This is a genomic window from Kitasatospora sp. NPDC029367 (assembly GCF_055569135.1).
Map to the genome: position 1 here is coordinate 48583 of NZ_JBVHYH010000001.1, position 17631 is coordinate 66213.

The window sequence follows — 17631 nt, forward strand, 5'->3', positions numbered from 1 at the left end:
AACCGCCGACCGCCGACCGCAGACCGTAGACCGTAGACCCGTCCGAGACTGGAGAGACCACCGTGACCACGGTGCACCACGCCCCGCCGACCCCCACCGACGGCGGCCCCGACCGGACCGCCATCGGCGCGGCCAGCGGCCTGCTCGGCCAGTACCGGGCCGCCGACGACGAGGCGTTCTTCGCCTCGCCGACCCGCACCCTGCTCACCGCCGGCGTGCACGCCCGGGTGCCGCGGGACGCCCGTCCGCTGCCCGTCCGGGTCGCCGAGACGCTGGCCGGGGCGCACCGCGCCGGAGTCGAACGTCCCCTGGTGGTCGGCGCGGTGGCCTTCGACCACGACGGCCCGGACGAACTCGCCGTCCCCGCCCGGGTCCGGTCCGCCGGGGCGCTGCGGGACGACCCGCTGATCGCGCTGCCCGCGCCGCCGGTCGCGCCGGCCGGCTGGCGGATCCGCCCCGTCCCGGAGCCGGAGGCTTACGGTGCGGGCGTCGCGGCGGCCGTCGAGCGGCTGCGCGGCGGGGAGTTGAGCAAGGTGGTGCTGGCCCGCACGCTGGAGCTCACCAGCGACCGGCCGCTCGACCTGCCGGCCGTGCTGCAGCGCCTGGCCCGGCGCGACCCCGGCGGCCACACCTTCGCCGTCCCGGCCGGCCCCGGCCGCACCCTGATCGGCGCCAGCCCCGAACTCCTGCTCTCCCGGCGGGGTACGGCCGTGCTGGCCAACCCGCTGGCCGGCTCGGTGCCGCGCAGCGAGGACCTCGGCGAGGACGTCCGGCGTGCCGCCGCGCTGCTGGAGTCGCCCAAGGACCTGCACGAGCACGCCGTGGTGGTGGACGCGATCCGCGCGGCGCTGGCGCCGTACTGCCGCAGCCTGGACGTGCCGGAGCGGCCCACCCTGGTGCGGACGGCCGCGATGTGGCACCTGGCCACCACGATCAGCGGTGAGCTGGCCGATCCGGCCGTCTCCGCCCTGGAGCTGGCCTGCGCACTGCACCCGACCCCGGCGGTCTGCGGCACACCGACGGACGTCGCCCGCCGGGTGATCGGCGAGATCGAGCCCTTCGAGCGGGGCCTGTACGCCGGCATGGTCGGCTGGGGCGACGACAGCGGCGACGGCGAGTGGGTGGTGACCATCCGCTGCGCGCAGGCGCAGGACCGCACGCTGCGGGTGTACGCGGGCGCCGGGGTGGTGGAGCAGTCCCGGCCGGAGGCCGAACTCGCCGAGACCAGCGCCAAGTTCCGCACCTTCCTGGAGGCCACGGGGGTGGCGCTGTGACGCCCCTGGACGAGGTGCTGGGCGGATTCACCCCGTACCCGGCCGAGTTCGCCGAGCGCTACCGGGCGGCCGGCCACTGGCGCGGCGAGACCTTCGGGCGGATGCTGCGCGAACGCGCCGCCGCACACGGAGACCGGATCGCCGTCGTCGACCCGGGCGGCCACTCGGTGTCGGCGGACGAGCGGCGCTGGACGTACGCCGAACTCGACCGCCGGGCCGACCGGATGGCCGCCGGGCTGCTCGCCCGCGGGATCCGGCCCGGGGACCGGGTGGTGGTCCAACTGCCCAACGCCGCCGAGTTCTTCGAGGTGGTCTTCGCCCTGTTCCGGATCGGCGCGCTGCCGGTCTTCGCGCTGCCCGCGCACCGCTACACGGAGATCTCGCACTTCTGCTCGTTCACGGGCGCCGTGGCGTACGTCGTCCCGGGCGTCGAGGGCGGCTTCGACCACCGTGAACTCGCCACCCGGGTACGGGCGGAGAACCCGGACCTGCGCCTGGTGCTGGTGGCCGGCGAGGACCCGGGCGAGCACCTGCGGCTGGCGGACGTGCCCAGCGACGGGCCCGGCCCCGCGCGCGAACCCGAGCCCGGGGACGTCGCGTTCCTCCAGCTCTCGGGCGGCAGCACCGGGGTGCCGAAGCTGATCCCGCGCACCCACGACGACTACATCTACTCGCTGCGCGGCTCGGTCGAGCTGTGCGCGCTGGACGGGCGCAGCGTCTACCTGTGCGTGCTGCCCGCCGCCCACAACTTCCCGCTCAGCTCGCCCGGTGCGCTCGGCACGCTGTACGCGGGCGGCCGGGTGGTGCTCTGCCCGCAGCCCAACCCCGAGACGGCCTTCCCGCTGATGGGGCGCGAGGGCGTGACCGTCACCGGGCTCGTCCCGCCGCTCGCGCTGCTGTGGCTGGACGCCGCCGAGCGCGGCGCCCGCGGCTACGAGAGCCTGGAGGTGCTGCTGGTCGGCGGTGCCAAGTTCAGCGAGGAGGCGGCCCGGCGGGTGCGCCCGGTGCTGGGCTGCACGCTCCAGCAGGTGTTCGGGATGGCCGAGGGTCTGGTCAACTACACCCGGCTGGACGACCCGGAGGAGCTGATCGCCACCACCCAGGGCCGGCCGATCTCCGCCGACGACGAGGTCCGGGTGGTCGACGACCAGGACCGCGACCTGCCCGACGGCACCACCGGGCACCTGCTCACCCGCGGCCCGTACACCATCCGCGGCTACTGGAACGCCCCCGGGCACAACGCCGCCTCCTTCACCGCGGACGGCTTCTACCGCACCGGTGACCTGGTCCGCCGGCTCCCCGGCGGCCACCTGGTGGTCGAGGGCCGGGCCAAGGACCAGATCAACCGGGGCGGCGAGAAGGTCGCCGCCGAGGAGATCGAGAACCACCTGCTCGCCCACCCGGCCGTGCACGACGCGGCGGTGGTGTCGATGCCCGACCCTTACCTCGGCGAACGCACCTGCGCGTACGTCGTGCTCCGCGCCGAGCACCGTCAACAGCCGCCGAAGGGCGTCGAGTTGAAGCGCTTCGTGCGCGGGCGCGGACTGGCCGAGTACAAGGTGCCGGACCGGGTGGAGTTCGTCGACGCCTTCCCCGCCACCGGGATCGGCAAGGTCAGCAAGAAGGACCTGCGGGCCGCCGTCGCGGCCTCCCTCCCGGCTTTGTGACAGCCCCGGTACTCACCATCACCCCTGCGAATTCAAGGAGTTCGACCATCGTGGGCCTGCCCCGCATTCCCTCCTATCCGCTGCCCGCCGCCGGGGAGCTGCCCGCCAACCGGGTCTCCTGGACGGTGGACCCGGCCCGCGCCGTGCTGCTGGTGCACGACCTGCAGAACCACTTCCTGGACGCGTTCCCGGGCGACGCCACCCCCGTGCCCGAACTCCTCGACAACGTGGCCGCGTTGACCGCCGCGGCCCGCGCGAGCGGGGTGCCGGTCGTCTACTCGGCGCAGCGCGGCGGGCAGAGCCCGGCCGAACGCGGACTCCAGCAGGACTTCTGGGGCCCCGGCATCCCCGACGACCCGCGTGCCACCGCGGTCGCCGACGCCGTCGCCCCGGCCGGGGGCGACACCGTCCTCACCAAGTGGAAGTACAGCGCCTTCGTGCGCACCGGGTTGGCGCAGCTGCTGCGCGACCAGGGCCGCGACCAGCTGGTGATCACCGGGGTGTACGCCCACATCGGCGTGCAGGCCACCGCCTGCGACGCCTGGATGCGGGACGTCCGGGCCTTCGTGGTGGCCGACGCGGTCGCCGACTTCGGACCGGACGAGCACCGCGCCGCACTGGAGTGGATCGCCGGGCGGTGCGGGGTGGTCACCACCGCGGACGTCGTACGCGCAGCGCTGGAAGGGACGGACGGGAAGTGACGGGCGTGGAAGCAACCGGTTTCGACGCGACCGGTTTCGACGCAACCGGTTTCACGGTGGAGCGGATCCGGGCCGAGGTCGCCGACCTGCTCGGCGAGGACCCGGCGGGCATCCCGCTGGACGAGAACCTGGCCGACTGGGGGCTGGACTCGATCCGCCTGATGACCCTGGCCGAGCGCTGGCGGGCCGAGGGTGCCGAGGTGGAGTTCGTACGGCTCGCGGAGCGGCCGTCCGTGGAGGCCTGGGCCGAACTGCTGGGCGTGGCCTGATGGAGGCGGTCGTACGGGAGGCGGGCGCAGCGGGTCCTTCGGCGGACGGTCCTTTCGCGGGGGAGGGCCCGGCCGGGCTGCTGGCGGCGGAGGGGCTGGTCCTGTCGGAACCGCTGCGGCCCGGTCCGGCGGTCGAGTACCCGGCCACCACCGTGGTCGGCCCGGTCGAGGCCCAGGCGGCCCGGACTCCGCAGGCCCCGGCGCTGGTGCTCGCGGACGGCGGGGTGGTGACCTACCGGGAGTTGAACGCCTCGGCCAACCGGCTGGCCCGGGCCCTGGCCCGGCGCGGTGCCCGGCCGGGCACGGTGGTCGGGCTGGCGCCCGCCGGCCGTCCGGAGGAGCGGCTGACGGCGGTGCTCGCGGTGGCCAAGTCCGGTGCGGCGTGGCTGTCGCTGGACCCGGCGGACCCGCCCGGGCGGCGGGACTGGCTGCGCGCCGAGAACGAGCTGGTCTGCGTGCTGGGGGAGGGGACGCCGGGTGCTCCGGGCTGCCTCGACACCACCGGCGAGCTGGACACCGACCCGCCGCGCGCGCTCACCCCGCAGCACCTGTTCAGCGTCGGGTACGGCCCGGGCGGGCGCCCGGCCGCCGTCCGGCTGACCCACGCCGAGGCGGACCGGCGGATCCGCGAGCTCCAGGCCGCCCACCCGATCGGCCCGGGCGACCGGGTGCTGCAACTGCGGCTGCCGCACTGGGGCTTCCTCTGGCCGCTGCGGACGGGCGCAGCGGTGGTGCTGGGGGCGGCGGCTGACGGCTGACAGCTGACAGCGAACAACTTTCAGCGAACAGATGATGAAAGTTGAAATCTGTTCGCTGAAAGTTGTCATCTGTTATCTGTCAGCCGCCACCCGTCACCTGCCAGCTGGCCCTCCGTCAGCCCCCGCCCCCCGCCAGGTCCATCGCCGTCCACGCCATCGCCACCGCGCCGTCCAGCAGGGCCCGTTCGGCCGCCGCCCCGACCGCCGCCTCCGCGAAGGCCGCCTCGTGCGGCGCGCAGGAGCCCCCGGTGATGTCCAGGACCGGATGGATGGCGGGCACCACGTGCGAGACGTTCCCCATGTCCGTGCAGGCGAACGGCCCGCGCTCGACCGGCTCCGGCCGGCCCAGCGCCGCCGCGTTGGCGCGCCAGTGCGCGAGCAGCGCGGGGTCGGAGCGCATGTCCAGGTAGTCCGGCTCGGGCCTGGTCAGCTCCACCTCGCAGCCGGTGGCCAGTGCCCCGGCTCGGAAGCAGTCCTCGACCCGGGCCCGCAGCTGCGCGAGGTCCTCGGCCGCCGAGGCGCGGATCTCGTACTCGGCGCTCGCGCTGTCGGGGATCAGGTTCGGGGCGGTTCCGGCCGCCGTGGTGATGCCGTGCACCCGCCACTGGGCCGGGAGTTGCTGCCGCAGCAGCCCGAGCGCGACCTGGGCGACAGTGAGCGCGTCGGCGGCGTTGCGGCCCTCGTGCGGGTTGAGGCTGGGGTGGGCGGCGCGACCGGTGTAGCGGACGGACAGGGTGCCGAGCGCGAAGGAGCGGAAGTCGGCGACCTCGACCGGGCAGGGGTGCACCATCATCGCCGCGTCCACCCCGTCGAAGGCCCCCGCCTCCAGCAGCAGGGCCTTGCCGGCCCCGCGCTCCTCGGCCGGCGCGCCGATCACCCGTACGGTGAGCCCGAGTTGGTCCGCGTACGGGGCGAGCCCGAGCGCCGCGCCAACGCCGGCGGCGGCGATCAGGTTGTGCCCGCAGGCGTGCCCGAGGCCGGGGAGGGCGTCGTACTCGCAGACCAGCGCGACGGTGACCGGCCCGCTGCCGAGGCTCGCGGTGAACGCGGTGGCCAGGCCGTGGGCGGGTGCGGTGACCGAGTAGCCGTGGGAGCGCAGCAGTTGGGCGCACCAGGCGGCCGCCCGGTGTTCCTCGAAAGCGGTCTCGGGATGGGCGTGGATGCGGTGGCTGAGCGCCAGCAGTTCCGCCCCGTGCGCGTGGACGCATTCGCGGACGGCCTGCTTGGCCGCGCTCGGCACCCGGTCCCGGGGCCGGTCCCGGGGCTGCTTTCCGGACTGCTTCCGTGACCGGTTTTGAGGCTGGTTCTCGGGCTGGGCCATGGGCGTCTCCGGGATGTCAGGGGCGCGGCCGCAACGGGCCGTTGACCAGATCGTATGAAGTTAGATTAGGCTAACCTAAGTAAGGCGTTCCGGATCCCCCGAGGAGCTCTCCGCACCATGCCCGCCGTCGAAACGCAGCCCGTCGATCAGCAGCCCGTCGATCAGGAGCCCACGGGGGCCCGGCCCGCCGACGTCCCGCTGCTCGCCGCCCAGGCCGCCGTCTGGTACGCCCAGTCGCTCGACCCCGCCAGCCCGGTCTACAACACCGGCGACGCCGTCGAGATCACCGGACCGCTCGACGAGGAGGCCTTCGAGGCGGCCCTGCGACAGACGCTGGCCGAGGCTGAGGCCCTCGGCGCGGTCGTCGTCACCGGCCCGGACGGCACCCCGCACCAGCGCCTGAACCCCGGTCACCGCTGGCCGCTGCACCGCCTCGACCTGCGCGCCGCCGAGGACCCGTCCGCCGAGGCCGAGGCCTGGATGCGCGCCGACCTCGCCCGCCCGGCCGACCTCACCACCGGCCCGCTGTTCACCCAGGCCCTCATCCGGCTCGCCGACGACCACCGGATCTGGTACCGCCGGATCCACCACCTCGCCGTCGACGCCTACGCGTTGACCCTCCTCGGCGACCGCGTCGCCGCCCACTACACCGCCCGCACCACCGGCACCGACCCCGACCCCAGCCCCTTCGCCCGCCTCGCCGAGGCCGCCGCCGAGGAGGCCGCCTACCGCGCGGGCGAGGACTACCGCACCGACCGCGCCCACTGGTCCGCCCACCTCGCCGGCACCGACGCCCCGGCCGTGCTGCCGGCCGTCCTGCCGGGCACCCCCGCCGGGCACCCCGGGCCCGCACCGACCCCGCTGCGACTGACCGCCACCCTCCCCGCCGGCACCCGGGAGCGGCTGGAGCACACCGCCGCCACGGCCCGGGCCACCTGGGCCGAACTCCTCCTCGCCGCCACCGCCGGCTACCTGCACCGCCTGACCGGCGCCGAGGACGTCCTGCTCGGCCTCCCGCTCGCCAACCGCCGCGGCCCCGCCGCCCTGCGCACGCCCGTCGCCGCCGCCAACGTCCTGCCGCTACGCCTCGCCGTCCGCCCCGCCGACACCGCCGAGGACCTGCTGCGCCAGGTGGTCCGCGCCCTGCGCACCGCCCGCCGCCACCAGCGCTACCCGCTGGAGGACCTGCGCCGCGACCTCGGCCGCACCGGCCAACGCCGCGCCCTCTTCGGCCCGATGGTCAACATCAAGGCCTTCGAGACCGACCTCGACCTGGCCGGCCTGCCGGGCGTGGTCCGCAACCTCGCCGCCGGGCCGGTCGACGACCTCGCCGTGAACGTCTCGCCCGACCCCGACGGCGCCCTGCGCCTGGTCCTCGACGCCGACCCGGCCCGCCACGGCGCCGACTCGCTGGCCGCCCACCGCGACGGCCTGCTGCGCTACCTCGACGGTCTCGCCGAGCTGCTGCTCACCGACCCGACGACGCCGATCGCCCGGATCGACCTGCTGGACGCCGACGCCCTGCGCCGCGCCACCGAAGGCCGTACCGAACCACCGGTCGAGCGGACCGTGCCCGAGCTGTTCTCCGCCCAGGCCGCCCGCACCCCGGACGCCGTCGCCGTCCGCTGCGGCGAAACCTCCCTCACCTTCGGCGAGTTGGAGCGCCGCTCCGACCGCCTCGCCCGCCGCCTGCGCGGCCTCGGCGTGCACGGCGGCGCGCCCGTCGCCCTCGCCCTGCCGCGCAGCGCGGACACCCTGGTCGCGATGCTCGCCGTGCTCAAGGCCGGCGGCGCCTGCGTCAGCCTCGACCTGGCCCACCCCCGGCAGCGGCTCGCCGCCGTGCTGGCCGACGCCCGCCCGGTCTGCGCGGTCGGCACCCCCGAGGCGCTCGCCGACCTCGACCTGCCGCCCGGCCTGCCCGCCGTACGACCGTCCGACGCCGAGGCATCGACGCAGCGCACGCAGCGCACGCAGCGCGCGCAGGACGCGCCGGAGACCGCCGAGGCACCCCTGCCGGCCCCGCACCTCCACGACGCCGCCTACGTGCTGCACACCTCCGGCTCCACCGGCCGCCCCAAGGGCGTGGTCGTCACCCACGCCTCGCTCGCCAACCTGCACGCCGGCCACGGCGAGGACCACATCGCCCCCGCCGTCCGCCGCACCGGCCGCGAGCGCCTGCGCATCGCCCACAGCGCCTCCTTCGCCTTCGACGCCTCCTGGGACCCGGTGCTGTGGATGGTCCACGGCCACGAGCTCCACCTGCTGGACGACGCCACCTACCGCGACCCGGCCGCCCTCGCCGCCCACCTCCACCGCGAGCGCATCGACTACCTCGACCTCACCCCCTCCTACCTCGAAGTCCTCCTCGCCGAAGGCGTGCTGGACGCGGACCGGCACCGCCCGTCGGTGCTCGCGGTCGGCGGCGAGGCCACCCCGCCCGCCCTCTGGCAGCGGCTGGCCGCCGTCCCCGGTCTGCACCCGATCGACCTCTACGGCCCCACCGAGACCACCGTCGACGCCTACGCCTGGACCCCGGGCCCGGACGGCGCCCCGACCGGCCGGGTGGTGCGCGGCTCCCGCGCCTACGTCCTGGACGGCTCGCTGCGCCCCGCGCCCGACGGCGTGACCGGCGAACTGTACGTGGCCGGTGCCTGCCTGGCCCGCGGCTACCTCGGCCGCCCCGACCTCACCGCCGAACGCTTCCTTGCCGACCCCTTCGGCCCGCCCGGCGACCGGATGTACCGCACCGGCGACCTCGCTCGCCGCCGCCCCGACAGCACCCTGGAGTTCCTCGGCCGCGCCGACGACCAGGTGAAGATCCGCGGCTTCCGGATCGAACCCGGCGAGATCGCCGCCGTCCTCGCCCAACTGCCCGGCGTGGCTCAGGCCGTGGTGATCGCCCGCCCCGGGCCGCAGGGCAAGCGACTGCTCGGCTACGTCGTTCCCGCCGCCAGTGGGCTCCCCGCCGCCGGTTCAGGTCCCGAAGCCGCCGAGCTCCCCGACCCCGAGGCCCTGCGTGCCGCGCTCGCCGCCCGGCTGCCCGCCCACATGGTCCCGGCGGCCGTCCTGCTGCTGGACGAACTGCCGCGCACCGCCCACGACAAGCTGGACCACCGAACCCTCCCCGAGCCCCCCGCCGCCGCCCCCGGTGTCACCGCCCCCGGCGCGGCCGCCGCCACCCCGCAGGAGGAACTGGTCTGCGGGCTGTTCGCCGACGTCCTCGGCCTGCCCGCCGCACCCGGCCGGGAGGACTCCTTCTTCGACCTCGGCGGCCACTCCCTGCTCGCCGGTCGCCTGGCCGCCCGGCTGCGCGAGACCTTCGCCGCACCGGTCGCCTTCGCCGACGTCTTCCGCCACCCGACCCCGGCCGCCCTCGCCGCCCTGCTCCGGCCCGAACCGCAGGACGGGCGCCCTGGGGCCGGGCCCGAGCCGCGCCCCGCCCTGGTGCCTGTGCCGCGCACCGACCGGATGCCGCTCTCGCCCGCCCAGCGCGGCCTCTGGTTCCTGCACCGGCTCGAAGGCCCCAGCCCCACCTACAACATCCCGCTCGCCCTCACCCTCACCGGCCCGCTCGACCGCGCCGCCCTCACCCTCGCCCTCGGCGACCTCACCGCCCGGCACGAAGTCCTGCGCACCGTCTACGGCGAGGAGCCGGACGGCACGCCGTACCAGCGGATCCTGGCGCCCGCCCCGATCGAACTCCACGACGGCGGCGACGGCGGCGACGGCGCAATCGACGGCGAGGGCAACGGCGACGGCGAGGGCGAGGGCAACGGCACCGAACAGATGGCCGACGCCGTCCGCTACGCCTTCGACCTCACCGCCGAACCCCCGCTGCGCGCCACGCTGTTCGGCCACGGCCCCGAGCGGCACACCCTGCTCCTGCTGCTCCACCACATCGCGGGCGACGGCGCCTCCACCACCCCGCTGCTGCACGACCTCGCCGCCGCCTACACCGCCCGGCAGGCCGGACACGCACCCGAACTCGCCCCACTGGACGTCCAGTTCGCCGACCACGCCGCCTGGCAGCGCCAGCTGCTCGGCACCGTGGACGCGCCCACCCCGCTCGCCGTACGGCAGACCGAGCACTGGCGCACCGCCCTGGCCGGCCTGCCCGACCAGCTCGACCTGCCCACCGACCGCCCCCGCCCGCCGGTGGCCGGCCACGACGGCGCCACCGTCCCCTTCACCCTCGGCGCCGAGGCGCACACCGCCCTCGCCGCGCTCGCCCGCTCCACCGGCAGCACCGTGTTCATGGCCGTCCAGGCCGGCCTCGCCGCGCTGCTCACCCGGCACGGCTGCGGCACCGACATCCCCGTCGGCACCCCGCTCGCCGGGCGCGAGGACGAGCGGACCGCCGCCCTGGTCGGCTACTTCGTCAACTCCGCGGTGCTGCGCACCGACACCGCCGGCGACCCGTCCTTCCGGGAGCTGCTCCGGCGCGTGCGCGCCACCGTGCTGGCTGCGCACGAGCACGCCGACCTGCCCTTCGACCGGCTGGTCGAGGAGCTCAACCCGGCCCGCTCGCTCGCCCGCCACCCGCTGTTCCAGGTGATGCTCGCCTGGCAGAGCCGCGCCGACGAACCCGTCCCGCTCGGCGGCGGCCTGACCGCCGAGATCGCCGCGATCCCCAGCGGCACCGCCAAGTTCGACCTCACCCTCAACGCGGGGGAGCGGCCCGGCGGCGGCATCGGCGGCTTCCTGGAGTACCGCACCGACCTCTTCGGGCCCGCCACCGCGACCGCCCTCGCCGAGCGCCTCGCCCGACTGCTCACCGCGGCCGCCGCCGACCCGGACACCCCGATCGGCCGGCTGCCGCTGATCAGCGAGCCGGAACGGCACCGCGCCCTGGTCGAGTGGAACGGCACCGCCGCACTCCCTGCCCCGCCCGATGCCACCCTGCCCGAGCTGTTCGAGGCCGCGGCCGCCGCCAACCCCCGTTCCATCGCGGTCAGTTGTGGTGACGAACGGCTCGACTACACCGAACTCGCCGCCCGCGCCGACCGCCTGGCCCGCCTGCTGGCCGACCGGGGCATCGGCCCCGGCACCATCGTCGCCCTCGCCCTGCCCCGCTCGGTCGACCTGGTCGTCGCCCTGCTCGCGGTCGCCAAGTCCGGCGCCGCCTACCTCCCGCTCGACCCCGACTACCCGGCCGACCGCCTCGCCTACATGCTGGCCGACGCCACCCCCGCCGCCCTGCTCACCGACCGGGCCACCGCCCCCCGACTGCCCGCCCACGCCGTCCCCCGACTCCTGGTCGACGGGCCGGAGCCGGCACGGTACCCGGCCACCCCGCTGGCCCAGCACGAACGCACCCGGCCGCTGCGCGCAGAGGACACCGCGTACGTCATCTACACCTCCGGCTCCACCGGCCGGCCCAAGGGCGTGCCCGTCACCCACCGCAACGTCGCCCGGCTGTTCAGCTCCACCGACCACTGGTTCGGCTTCGAAGACCAGGACGTCTGGACGCTCTTCCACTCCTACGCCTTCGACTTCTCGGTCTGGGAGCTGTGGGGCGCGCTGCTGCACGGCGGCCGACTGGTCGTCGTCCCGCACCTGGTCAGCCGCGACCCGGCGGCCTTCCTCGACCTGCTCGCCCGCGAGCGCGTCACGGTGCTCAACCAGACCCCGTCCGCCTTCTACCAGCTCAGCGCCGCCGACCGGGACTGCCCCGGCAGCGAACTCGCCCTGCGCTACGTGGTGTTCGGCGGCGAGGCGCTCGAACTCGGCCGCCTGGACGACTGGTACTCCCGGCACCCGCAGGACGCCCCGACCCTGGTCAACATGTACGGCATCACCGAGACCACCGTGCACGTCTCGTACATCGCCCTCGACCGGGCGAGCGCCGCCGCGACCAGCAGCAGCACCATCGGCGTCAACATCCCCGACCTGCGGGTCTACGTCCTGGACCAGCACCTCCAGCCCGTCCCGCCCGGCGTCACCGGCGAGCTGTACGTCGCCGGGGCCGGCCTGGCCCGCGGCTACCTCGGCCGCCCCGAACTCACCGCCACCCGCTTCGTCGCCGACCCGCACGCCGAGCTGTTCGGCGAGCGGGGCACCCGGATGTACCGCTCCGGCGACCTCGCCCGCCGCCGCGCGGACGGCGTACTGGAGTACTTCGGCCGCGCCGACCAGCAGGTCAAGCTGCGCGGCTTCCGGATCGAACTCGGCGAGATCGAGGCCGTGCTGGCCGCCCACCCGGCCGTCGCCGACGCCGCCGTGGTGGTCCGCGAGGACACCCCCGGCGACCAGCGCCTGGTCGGCTACGCGGTGGGCACGGCCGTATCCGAGGCCCTGCGCGCCCACGCCGCCGCCGAGCTGCCCGCCCACATGGTGCCCTCCGCCGTGGTGCTGCTCGACCGACTGCCGCTGACCGCCAACGGCAAGCTCGACCGCCGCGCCCTGCCCGCCCCCGAGGCCCCCGCCGCCGGAGCCGGCCGCCCGCCCCGCAGCCCGCGCGAGCAGCAGCTCTGCCAGCTCTTCGCCGAAGTCCTGGGCCTGGAGACGGTCGGGGTCGAGGACGACTTCTTCGCGCTCGGCGGCCACTCCCTGCTGGTGGTCCGGCTGGCCGGCCGGATCCGCGAGGTGCTCGGCCTGGAGGTCGGCATCGGCGCGCTGTTCCAGGCCTCCAGCGTGGCCGCGCTCGACGCCTCCCTGTCCGAGGGCACCCCCGGCGCCGACGCCCTGGACGTCCTGCTCCCGCTGCGGCCCACCGCCCCCGGCCGCCGCGCCCCGCTGTTCGCGATCCACCCGGCCGGCGGCCTCAGCTGGTGCTACACCGGCCTGATCCGCCACCTCCCGGCCGACGTCCCCCTCTACGGCCTCCAGGCCCAGGGCGTCGGCGCCGCCACCGTCGGCGAACCGCTGCCCGCGACCATGGAGGAGCTGGCCGCGCACTACGCCGACCGGCTGCGCGAGGTCCAGCCCGAGGGGCCGTACCGGCTGCTCGGCTGGTCGACCGGCGGGATCATCGCCCACGCCGTCGCCGTCCGGCTCCAGGAACTGGGCCGGCAGGTCGAGCTGCTGGCGATCCTGGACGCCTACCCGGCCGAGGGCTTCCGCGAACTCCCCGTCCCGGACCAGGCCGAAGCCCTGGAGGCACTGCTCACCATGGGCGGCTTCGGACCGGACGACCTCGCCGGGCAGCCGCTCGAACTCGACGCCGTGATCGAGCTGCTGGGCCGCGAGGGCAGCCCGCTGGCCGGGCTGGACCGGGCCACCGTGACGGCGCTCAACGCGATCTACCTCAACACCAACCACCTGGTGCGGGGTTACGACCACCGGCCCTTCCACGGCGACGTCCGGTTCTTCCGGGCCACCGTCGACACCATCGACGAGACCCTGGTGCCCGAACTCTGGGCCCCCTACGTGACCGGCCGGATCGACAACACCGACGTGGCCTGCTCGCACAAGGACATGACCCTGCCCGCCCCGATCGCGCACATCGCGAGCGTGATCGCCGACCACCTGGAGAACTCCGACCATGAGTGACGCCCCCGTCAACCCTTTCGACGCCGACGGCGCGTTCCTGGCCCTCGTCAACGACCAGGGCCAGCACTCCCTGTGGCCCGCCTTCGCCGCCGTCCCGGCCGGCTGGAGCGTCGCCCACGGCCCCTGCGCCCGCCCCGACGCCCTGGCCTGGATCACCGCGCACTGGACCGACCTGTGACCCCTCCCCCCGTCGCGTCCCCGGCGCGTCCCCTGCTCGCGGGGCGCGCCGCCGTGGTCGTCGTGTACACCGCCGCGATGTGCATGAACGGCCTCGACTCGACCATCGTCAACCCCGCGCTGTACCGGATCGCCGAGGACTTCGGCCGGCCCGTCCCGGCCGCCAACCCGGTCGAGACCGCCTTCCTGGTCGGCCTGGCCCTCGGCCTGCCGGTGGCCGGCTGGCTCGGTGACCGGTACGGCGTCAAGCGGGTCTTCCTCGGCGCGCTCGCCGTCTTCACCCTGGCCTCCGCGCTCTGCGCCGCCGCCCCCGGCCTCGGCACGCTGGCCGCCGCCCGCGCCGTCCAGGGCGTGGCCGGCGGGCTGCTCACCCCGGTCGGCATGACCCTGCTGTTCCGCTCCTTCACGCCGCAGGAGCGCCCGCGCCTCGGCCGGATCCTGATCGTGCCGACCGCCCTGATGCCCGCCCTCGGACCGCCCCTCGGCGGCTTCCTCACCGAACACCTCTCCTGGCACTGGCTGTTCCTGGTCAACCTGCCGGTCGGCATCCTCGCCGTGGCGCTCGGCCTGGCCGCCCTGCGGACCGAACCGGAACCCCCGGCCGGCCGCTTCGACACCCGCGGCTTCCTGCTCGCCACCCCGGGCCTCGGCCTGCTCACCTACGCCCTCGGCTTCGGCCCGGCCCACGGCTGGACGGCACCGGCGGTCTGGCTCGGCGGCCTCGCCGGGGCCGCCCTGCTGGGACTCGCGGTACGGAACCAGCTGCGCTCGCCCGAACCGCTGGTGGACCTGCGACTGCTCGCCGACCGCTGCTACGGCGCGGCGAGCTGGCTGGCCCTGCTCACCTCGGCCGGGCTGATGGGCGCCCTGTTCGTGCTGCCCCTGCTCTACCAGGCCGCCCGCGGCGCCACCGCCCTGGACGCCGGGCTCAGCGTCTTCCCGGAGGCGATCGGCCTGATGGCCGCCTCCCAGGTGGTCGACCGGCTGCTGCCCAGGCTCGGCCCGCGCCGCCTCGCGCTGCCCGCCCTGCTGCTGGCCGCGGCGGTCCTCGCCGCCCTCGGCGTGGCCGAGAACCCCTGGGCCGTACGGGTGTTGATGTTCGCCGTCGGACTGGTGCTGGGCACCGCCGTGCTCACCGTCCAGATCGCCGGCTTCGCCGACGTGCCACCGCCCGCGATGGGCCGGGCGATGGCCCTGTTCACCATCCTGCGCACCCTCGGCGGCGCCCTCGGCATCGCCGCCACCGCCGCCCTGATCGGCGCCCTCGGCGACGGCGCCGACCCCACCCCGTACCGGCTCGCCCTGGCCCTCACCGCCGCCCTGGTCGCCGCCGGAGCCCTCCTCGCCCGCCGCCTCCCGGCCCAGGGCCCGCCCCCGCCCCCGGCGGGCTGAGGACTGAGGAGGACGCGATCGGGGCGGGCGGGAGGATCCTCCCGTCCGCCCCGACTACCGTACGGTGACAGGAGCACCGGAGGAGACCGCATGAACCCCGAGCGCTACCGCCTTCTCGAAGCGGCCCGGCGCAGCCTTCCGGACGGTTTCAAGGTCGAGCTGTCCGGCGAGCTCATCGTCGTGCAGGCGCCGCCGTCCTCGATCCACCAGCTGAACCTGTCGATCGTGCAGCGCCAGTTCGACGCGCACTGCCCGGCGGGCTACTTCACGAGCGGGAACAGCGATCTCTCGTCGCCCGAAGTCGGCGCCGTCCGGAATCCGGACCTCACCTACCTGCCGGAGGACGTCATCGACCTGGCCGGGCACAACATCCCGGCGGAGCTCGCGCTGATCGCGGTCGAGGTCGTCTCCCCGTCCAACCCCGACAACGACTGGACGGGGAAGGTCCGTGACTACCCCCGGATGGGCTTCCCGCTCTATCTGATCATCGACCCACGCCAGAAGACCGTCACCCTGTTCTCGGAGCCGAACCGCGACCGCTACCACACCCGTACCGAGCGGGAGTTCGGCGAGACGATCCGGATTCCCGAGCCGTTCGGCTTCGAGCTGGACCTGGCGAGGCTGGTCCCGTACCGGGACTGAGGCGGCTTCACCCGTTGGCGGGAACTTGGCGGGGTGGTGCCGCGCGGCGGGCGGGCGGGTACTGCATTGGCCTGACACCTTGCAGGCTGACGTCCGGATCCAGGCCACTCTTGGAGGTACCTCATGACCGTTTCGCTTCCCGAGCTCACCGGGGACTACGTCCTCGACCCCGCGCACTCCCGGATCGGCTTCGTCGCGCGGCACGCCATGGTGACCAAGGTGCGGGGTTCGTTCGGGCAGTTCGAGGGCACCGCGCACCTGGACGGGGCCGATCCCACGCGGTCGTCCGGCCAGGTGGTGATCAAGGCGGAGAGCATCGACTCCGGGGTGGAGCAGCGCGACCAGCACCTGCGGACCAACGACTTCCTGGACGCCCCCAACTTCCCTGACATCACCTTCCGTTCGACCTCGGTCGAGGTCGTCTCCGAGACCGACTACCGGGTCACCGGCGACCTCACCATCAAGGACACCACCCGCCCGGTCACCATCGACTTCGAGTACACCGGCAACGCGGTGGACCCGTACGGCAACCTGCGGGTGGGCCTGGAGGGTTCGGTGACGATCAGCCGCAAGGAGTTCGGGGTGACCTGGAACGCGGCGCTGGAGGGCGGCGGCGTGCTGGTCGGCGACAAGGTGGTGCTGGAGTTCGACATCTCCGCGATCAAGCAGGGCTAGCGAGGGCCAGCGGGTCCGAACCGGCTGACGGGCAGCACCGCGGTGCTGCCCGTCAGCCGTCTGCTGTCAGCCCTGTGCCGTCAGCCGTTCGGCCGGTACGGGCCGTTCGTCGGCGCCCGGCCCAGCAGGTGCGCCAGCCCGTCGGCCAGGCCGCCGCGCCAACAGGCGTAGTCGTGGCCGCCGTTGAACTCGCGGTACTCGACCTCGTACCCCCGGGCGGTGAGCACGTCGCGCAGGTGCCGGTTCTGGGTGAGCAGCATCCACTCCTGGAGGCCGACCTCGACGTAGAAGCGGGCCTCCCGTCGCGGTTCGGCGGCGAAGCGGCGGGTCAGCCATTCGCTGCCCTCGTCGAACTCCGTCTCGTCCGGCCACCAGAAGGAGCCGGACTGGGAGAGCGCGTTGCCGAAGCGCTCGGGGCGCCGGTAGGCGGCGAAGGCGGCGGTGAGGCCGCCCGCGCTCTGGCCGGCGATGACGGTCCGGCGCGGGTCGTCGGTGGTGCCGAACTCCGCTGCGGCCCAGGGGAGAAGGTGGTCGGCGAGGTGGTCGACGAAGGCCGGGTTGCAGCTCAGCTCCTCGGGGCGGCCCGGCCCCATGGTGTGCACCAGCAGGGCGACGGTGGGCGGGATGGCGCCGTCGGCCGTGAGGTTGTCGAGGGTGTCGCCGACGGACAGCACCTCGCCCCACATCTCGCCGTCGAGCAGCACCGCCACCGGGTACGGGCCGAGGCCGAGGCCGGCTCCGTGCCCATGCCCGGGCCCACGCCCGTGCCCGTGCCCGTGCCCGGCGGGGAGGTGGACGTCCACCCGCCGGCCGGCCACTGTACGGGGGAGCGTCCGCCCGCGCGGCACGTCCTCCCGCCGCCGGGCGTACGGCTGGGCGGGGGCCTGCGGCAGGCTGAGCACCGAGGCGGGGTGGCGGCCGTCGCGGGCGGGGAGGCGGGGTTCGGTGTCGTGCGGGTCGGGGCGGGCGTGGTCGAGGACGTGCAGCCAGTCGGCCCGGGTGGTGCCGGGGGGCGCGCCGCGGAAGGGGTGCAGCTGGTAGGAGGCGCGGTGGTCGGCGCGCAGCCGGTAGGTGATCTCCCAGCGGTCGTTGCGGCGGGTCATCAGATGGGGGGTCAGGTCGCCGGCGTGCCGGTCCTTGTCGGTGACGGTGTGGAGGAGTGCGAGCACGCCGTCGCAGTCGTCCTCGTCGTGCACGAAGGTGACCAGCCGGTGGGCGGGGTCGTCCGGATCGGGGGCGATCAGGGGGAAGGCAGCCAAAGGTC

The 17631-nt window shown here is 75.2% G+C and carries 12 protein-coding genes; 10 read left to right on the plus strand and 2 right to left on the minus strand.

Features of this window, described 5'->3' with window-relative positions; genetic code table 11:
• The first annotated feature begins 71 nt into the window (after positions 1 to 71).
• From dhbC to ACZ4W5_RS00300, 5 genes are read left to right on the plus strand one after another with little or no spacing between them, the layout of a single operon-like run.
• Positions 72 to 1274 carry an isochorismate synthase DhbC gene (dhbC, locus tag ACZ4W5_RS00280; RefSeq protein WP_465652181.1) on the plus strand — a complete coding sequence of 401 codons (1203 nt, stop codon included), beginning with the start codon at positions 72 to 74 and terminating at the stop codon, positions 1272 to 1274.
• Positions 1271 to 2941 (plus strand): (2,3-dihydroxybenzoyl)adenylate synthase, encoded by a 1671-nt coding sequence (locus tag ACZ4W5_RS00285; protein WP_465651669.1) that lies wholly within the window; start codon positions 1271 to 1273, stop codon positions 2939 to 2941. Before dhbC ends, ACZ4W5_RS00285 begins: the two co-directional genes overlap by 4 nt.
• Positions 2942 to 2991: 50 nt before the next feature.
• Entirely contained in the window at positions 2992 to 3642 is a 651-nt protein-coding gene (locus ACZ4W5_RS00290; RefSeq protein ID WP_465651671.1) for an isochorismatase family protein, read from the plus strand.
• 5 nt (positions 3643 to 3647) lie between these two features.
• Positions 3648 to 3911: a phosphopantetheine-binding protein gene (locus tag ACZ4W5_RS00295; RefSeq protein WP_465651673.1), complete on the plus strand. Its 264-nt coding sequence runs from the start codon at positions 3648 to 3650 to the stop codon at positions 3909 to 3911.
• The gene (locus ACZ4W5_RS00300; protein ID WP_465651675.1) at positions 3911 to 4669 is read left to right on the plus strand and encodes an AMP-binding protein; all 759 of its coding nucleotides are present in this window, start codon (positions 3911 to 3913) and stop codon (positions 4667 to 4669) included. The genes ACZ4W5_RS00295 and ACZ4W5_RS00300 overlap by 1 nt, the downstream gene beginning before the upstream one ends.
• A gap of 115 nt (positions 4670 to 4784) precedes the next feature.
• Here ACZ4W5_RS00300 and ACZ4W5_RS00305 read toward each other — a convergent pair whose 3' ends face one another.
• Positions 4785 to 5990: an amidohydrolase gene (locus ACZ4W5_RS00305; RefSeq protein ID WP_465651677.1), complete on the minus strand. Its 1206-nt coding sequence runs from the start codon at positions 5988 to 5990 to the stop codon at positions 4785 to 4787.
• Between the two features lie 117 nt (positions 5991 to 6107).
• On the opposite strand from ACZ4W5_RS00305, the gene ACZ4W5_RS00310 reads away from it, so the two are divergent.
• From ACZ4W5_RS00310 to ACZ4W5_RS00330, 5 genes are all read left to right on the plus strand, one after another.
• Positions 6108 to 13481: an amino acid adenylation domain-containing protein gene (locus ACZ4W5_RS00310; protein ID WP_465651679.1), complete on the plus strand. Its 7374-nt coding sequence runs from the start codon at positions 6108 to 6110 to the stop codon at positions 13479 to 13481.
• A complete protein-coding gene (locus ACZ4W5_RS00315) occupies positions 13474 to 13659 on the plus strand; it encodes an MbtH family protein (RefSeq protein WP_360240276.1) in 186 nt (61 codons plus the stop codon). Before ACZ4W5_RS00310 ends, ACZ4W5_RS00315 begins: the two co-directional genes overlap by 8 nt.
• Before the next feature lie 53 nt (positions 13660 to 13712).
• A complete protein-coding gene (locus ACZ4W5_RS00320; protein ID WP_465651681.1) occupies positions 13713 to 15050 on the plus strand; it encodes a DHA2 family efflux MFS transporter permease subunit in 1338 nt (445 codons plus the stop codon).
• A 90-nt stretch (positions 15051 to 15140) separates the two neighbouring features.
• Positions 15141 to 15692, plus strand: a complete 552-nt coding sequence (locus tag ACZ4W5_RS00325; RefSeq protein WP_465651683.1) for a Uma2 family endonuclease — start codon at positions 15141 to 15143, stop codon at positions 15690 to 15692.
• Between the two features lie 123 nt (positions 15693 to 15815).
• A complete protein-coding gene (locus ACZ4W5_RS00330) occupies positions 15816 to 16367 on the plus strand; it encodes a YceI family protein (RefSeq protein WP_465651685.1) in 552 nt (183 codons plus the stop codon).
• A gap of 80 nt (positions 16368 to 16447) precedes the next feature.
• Here ACZ4W5_RS00330 and fes read toward each other — a convergent pair whose 3' ends face one another.
• Positions 16448 to 17626 (minus strand): enterochelin esterase, encoded by a 1179-nt coding sequence (gene fes, locus ACZ4W5_RS00335; RefSeq protein WP_465651687.1) that lies wholly within the window; start codon positions 17624 to 17626, stop codon positions 16448 to 16450.
• Positions 17627 to 17631: the final 5 nt, after the last annotated feature.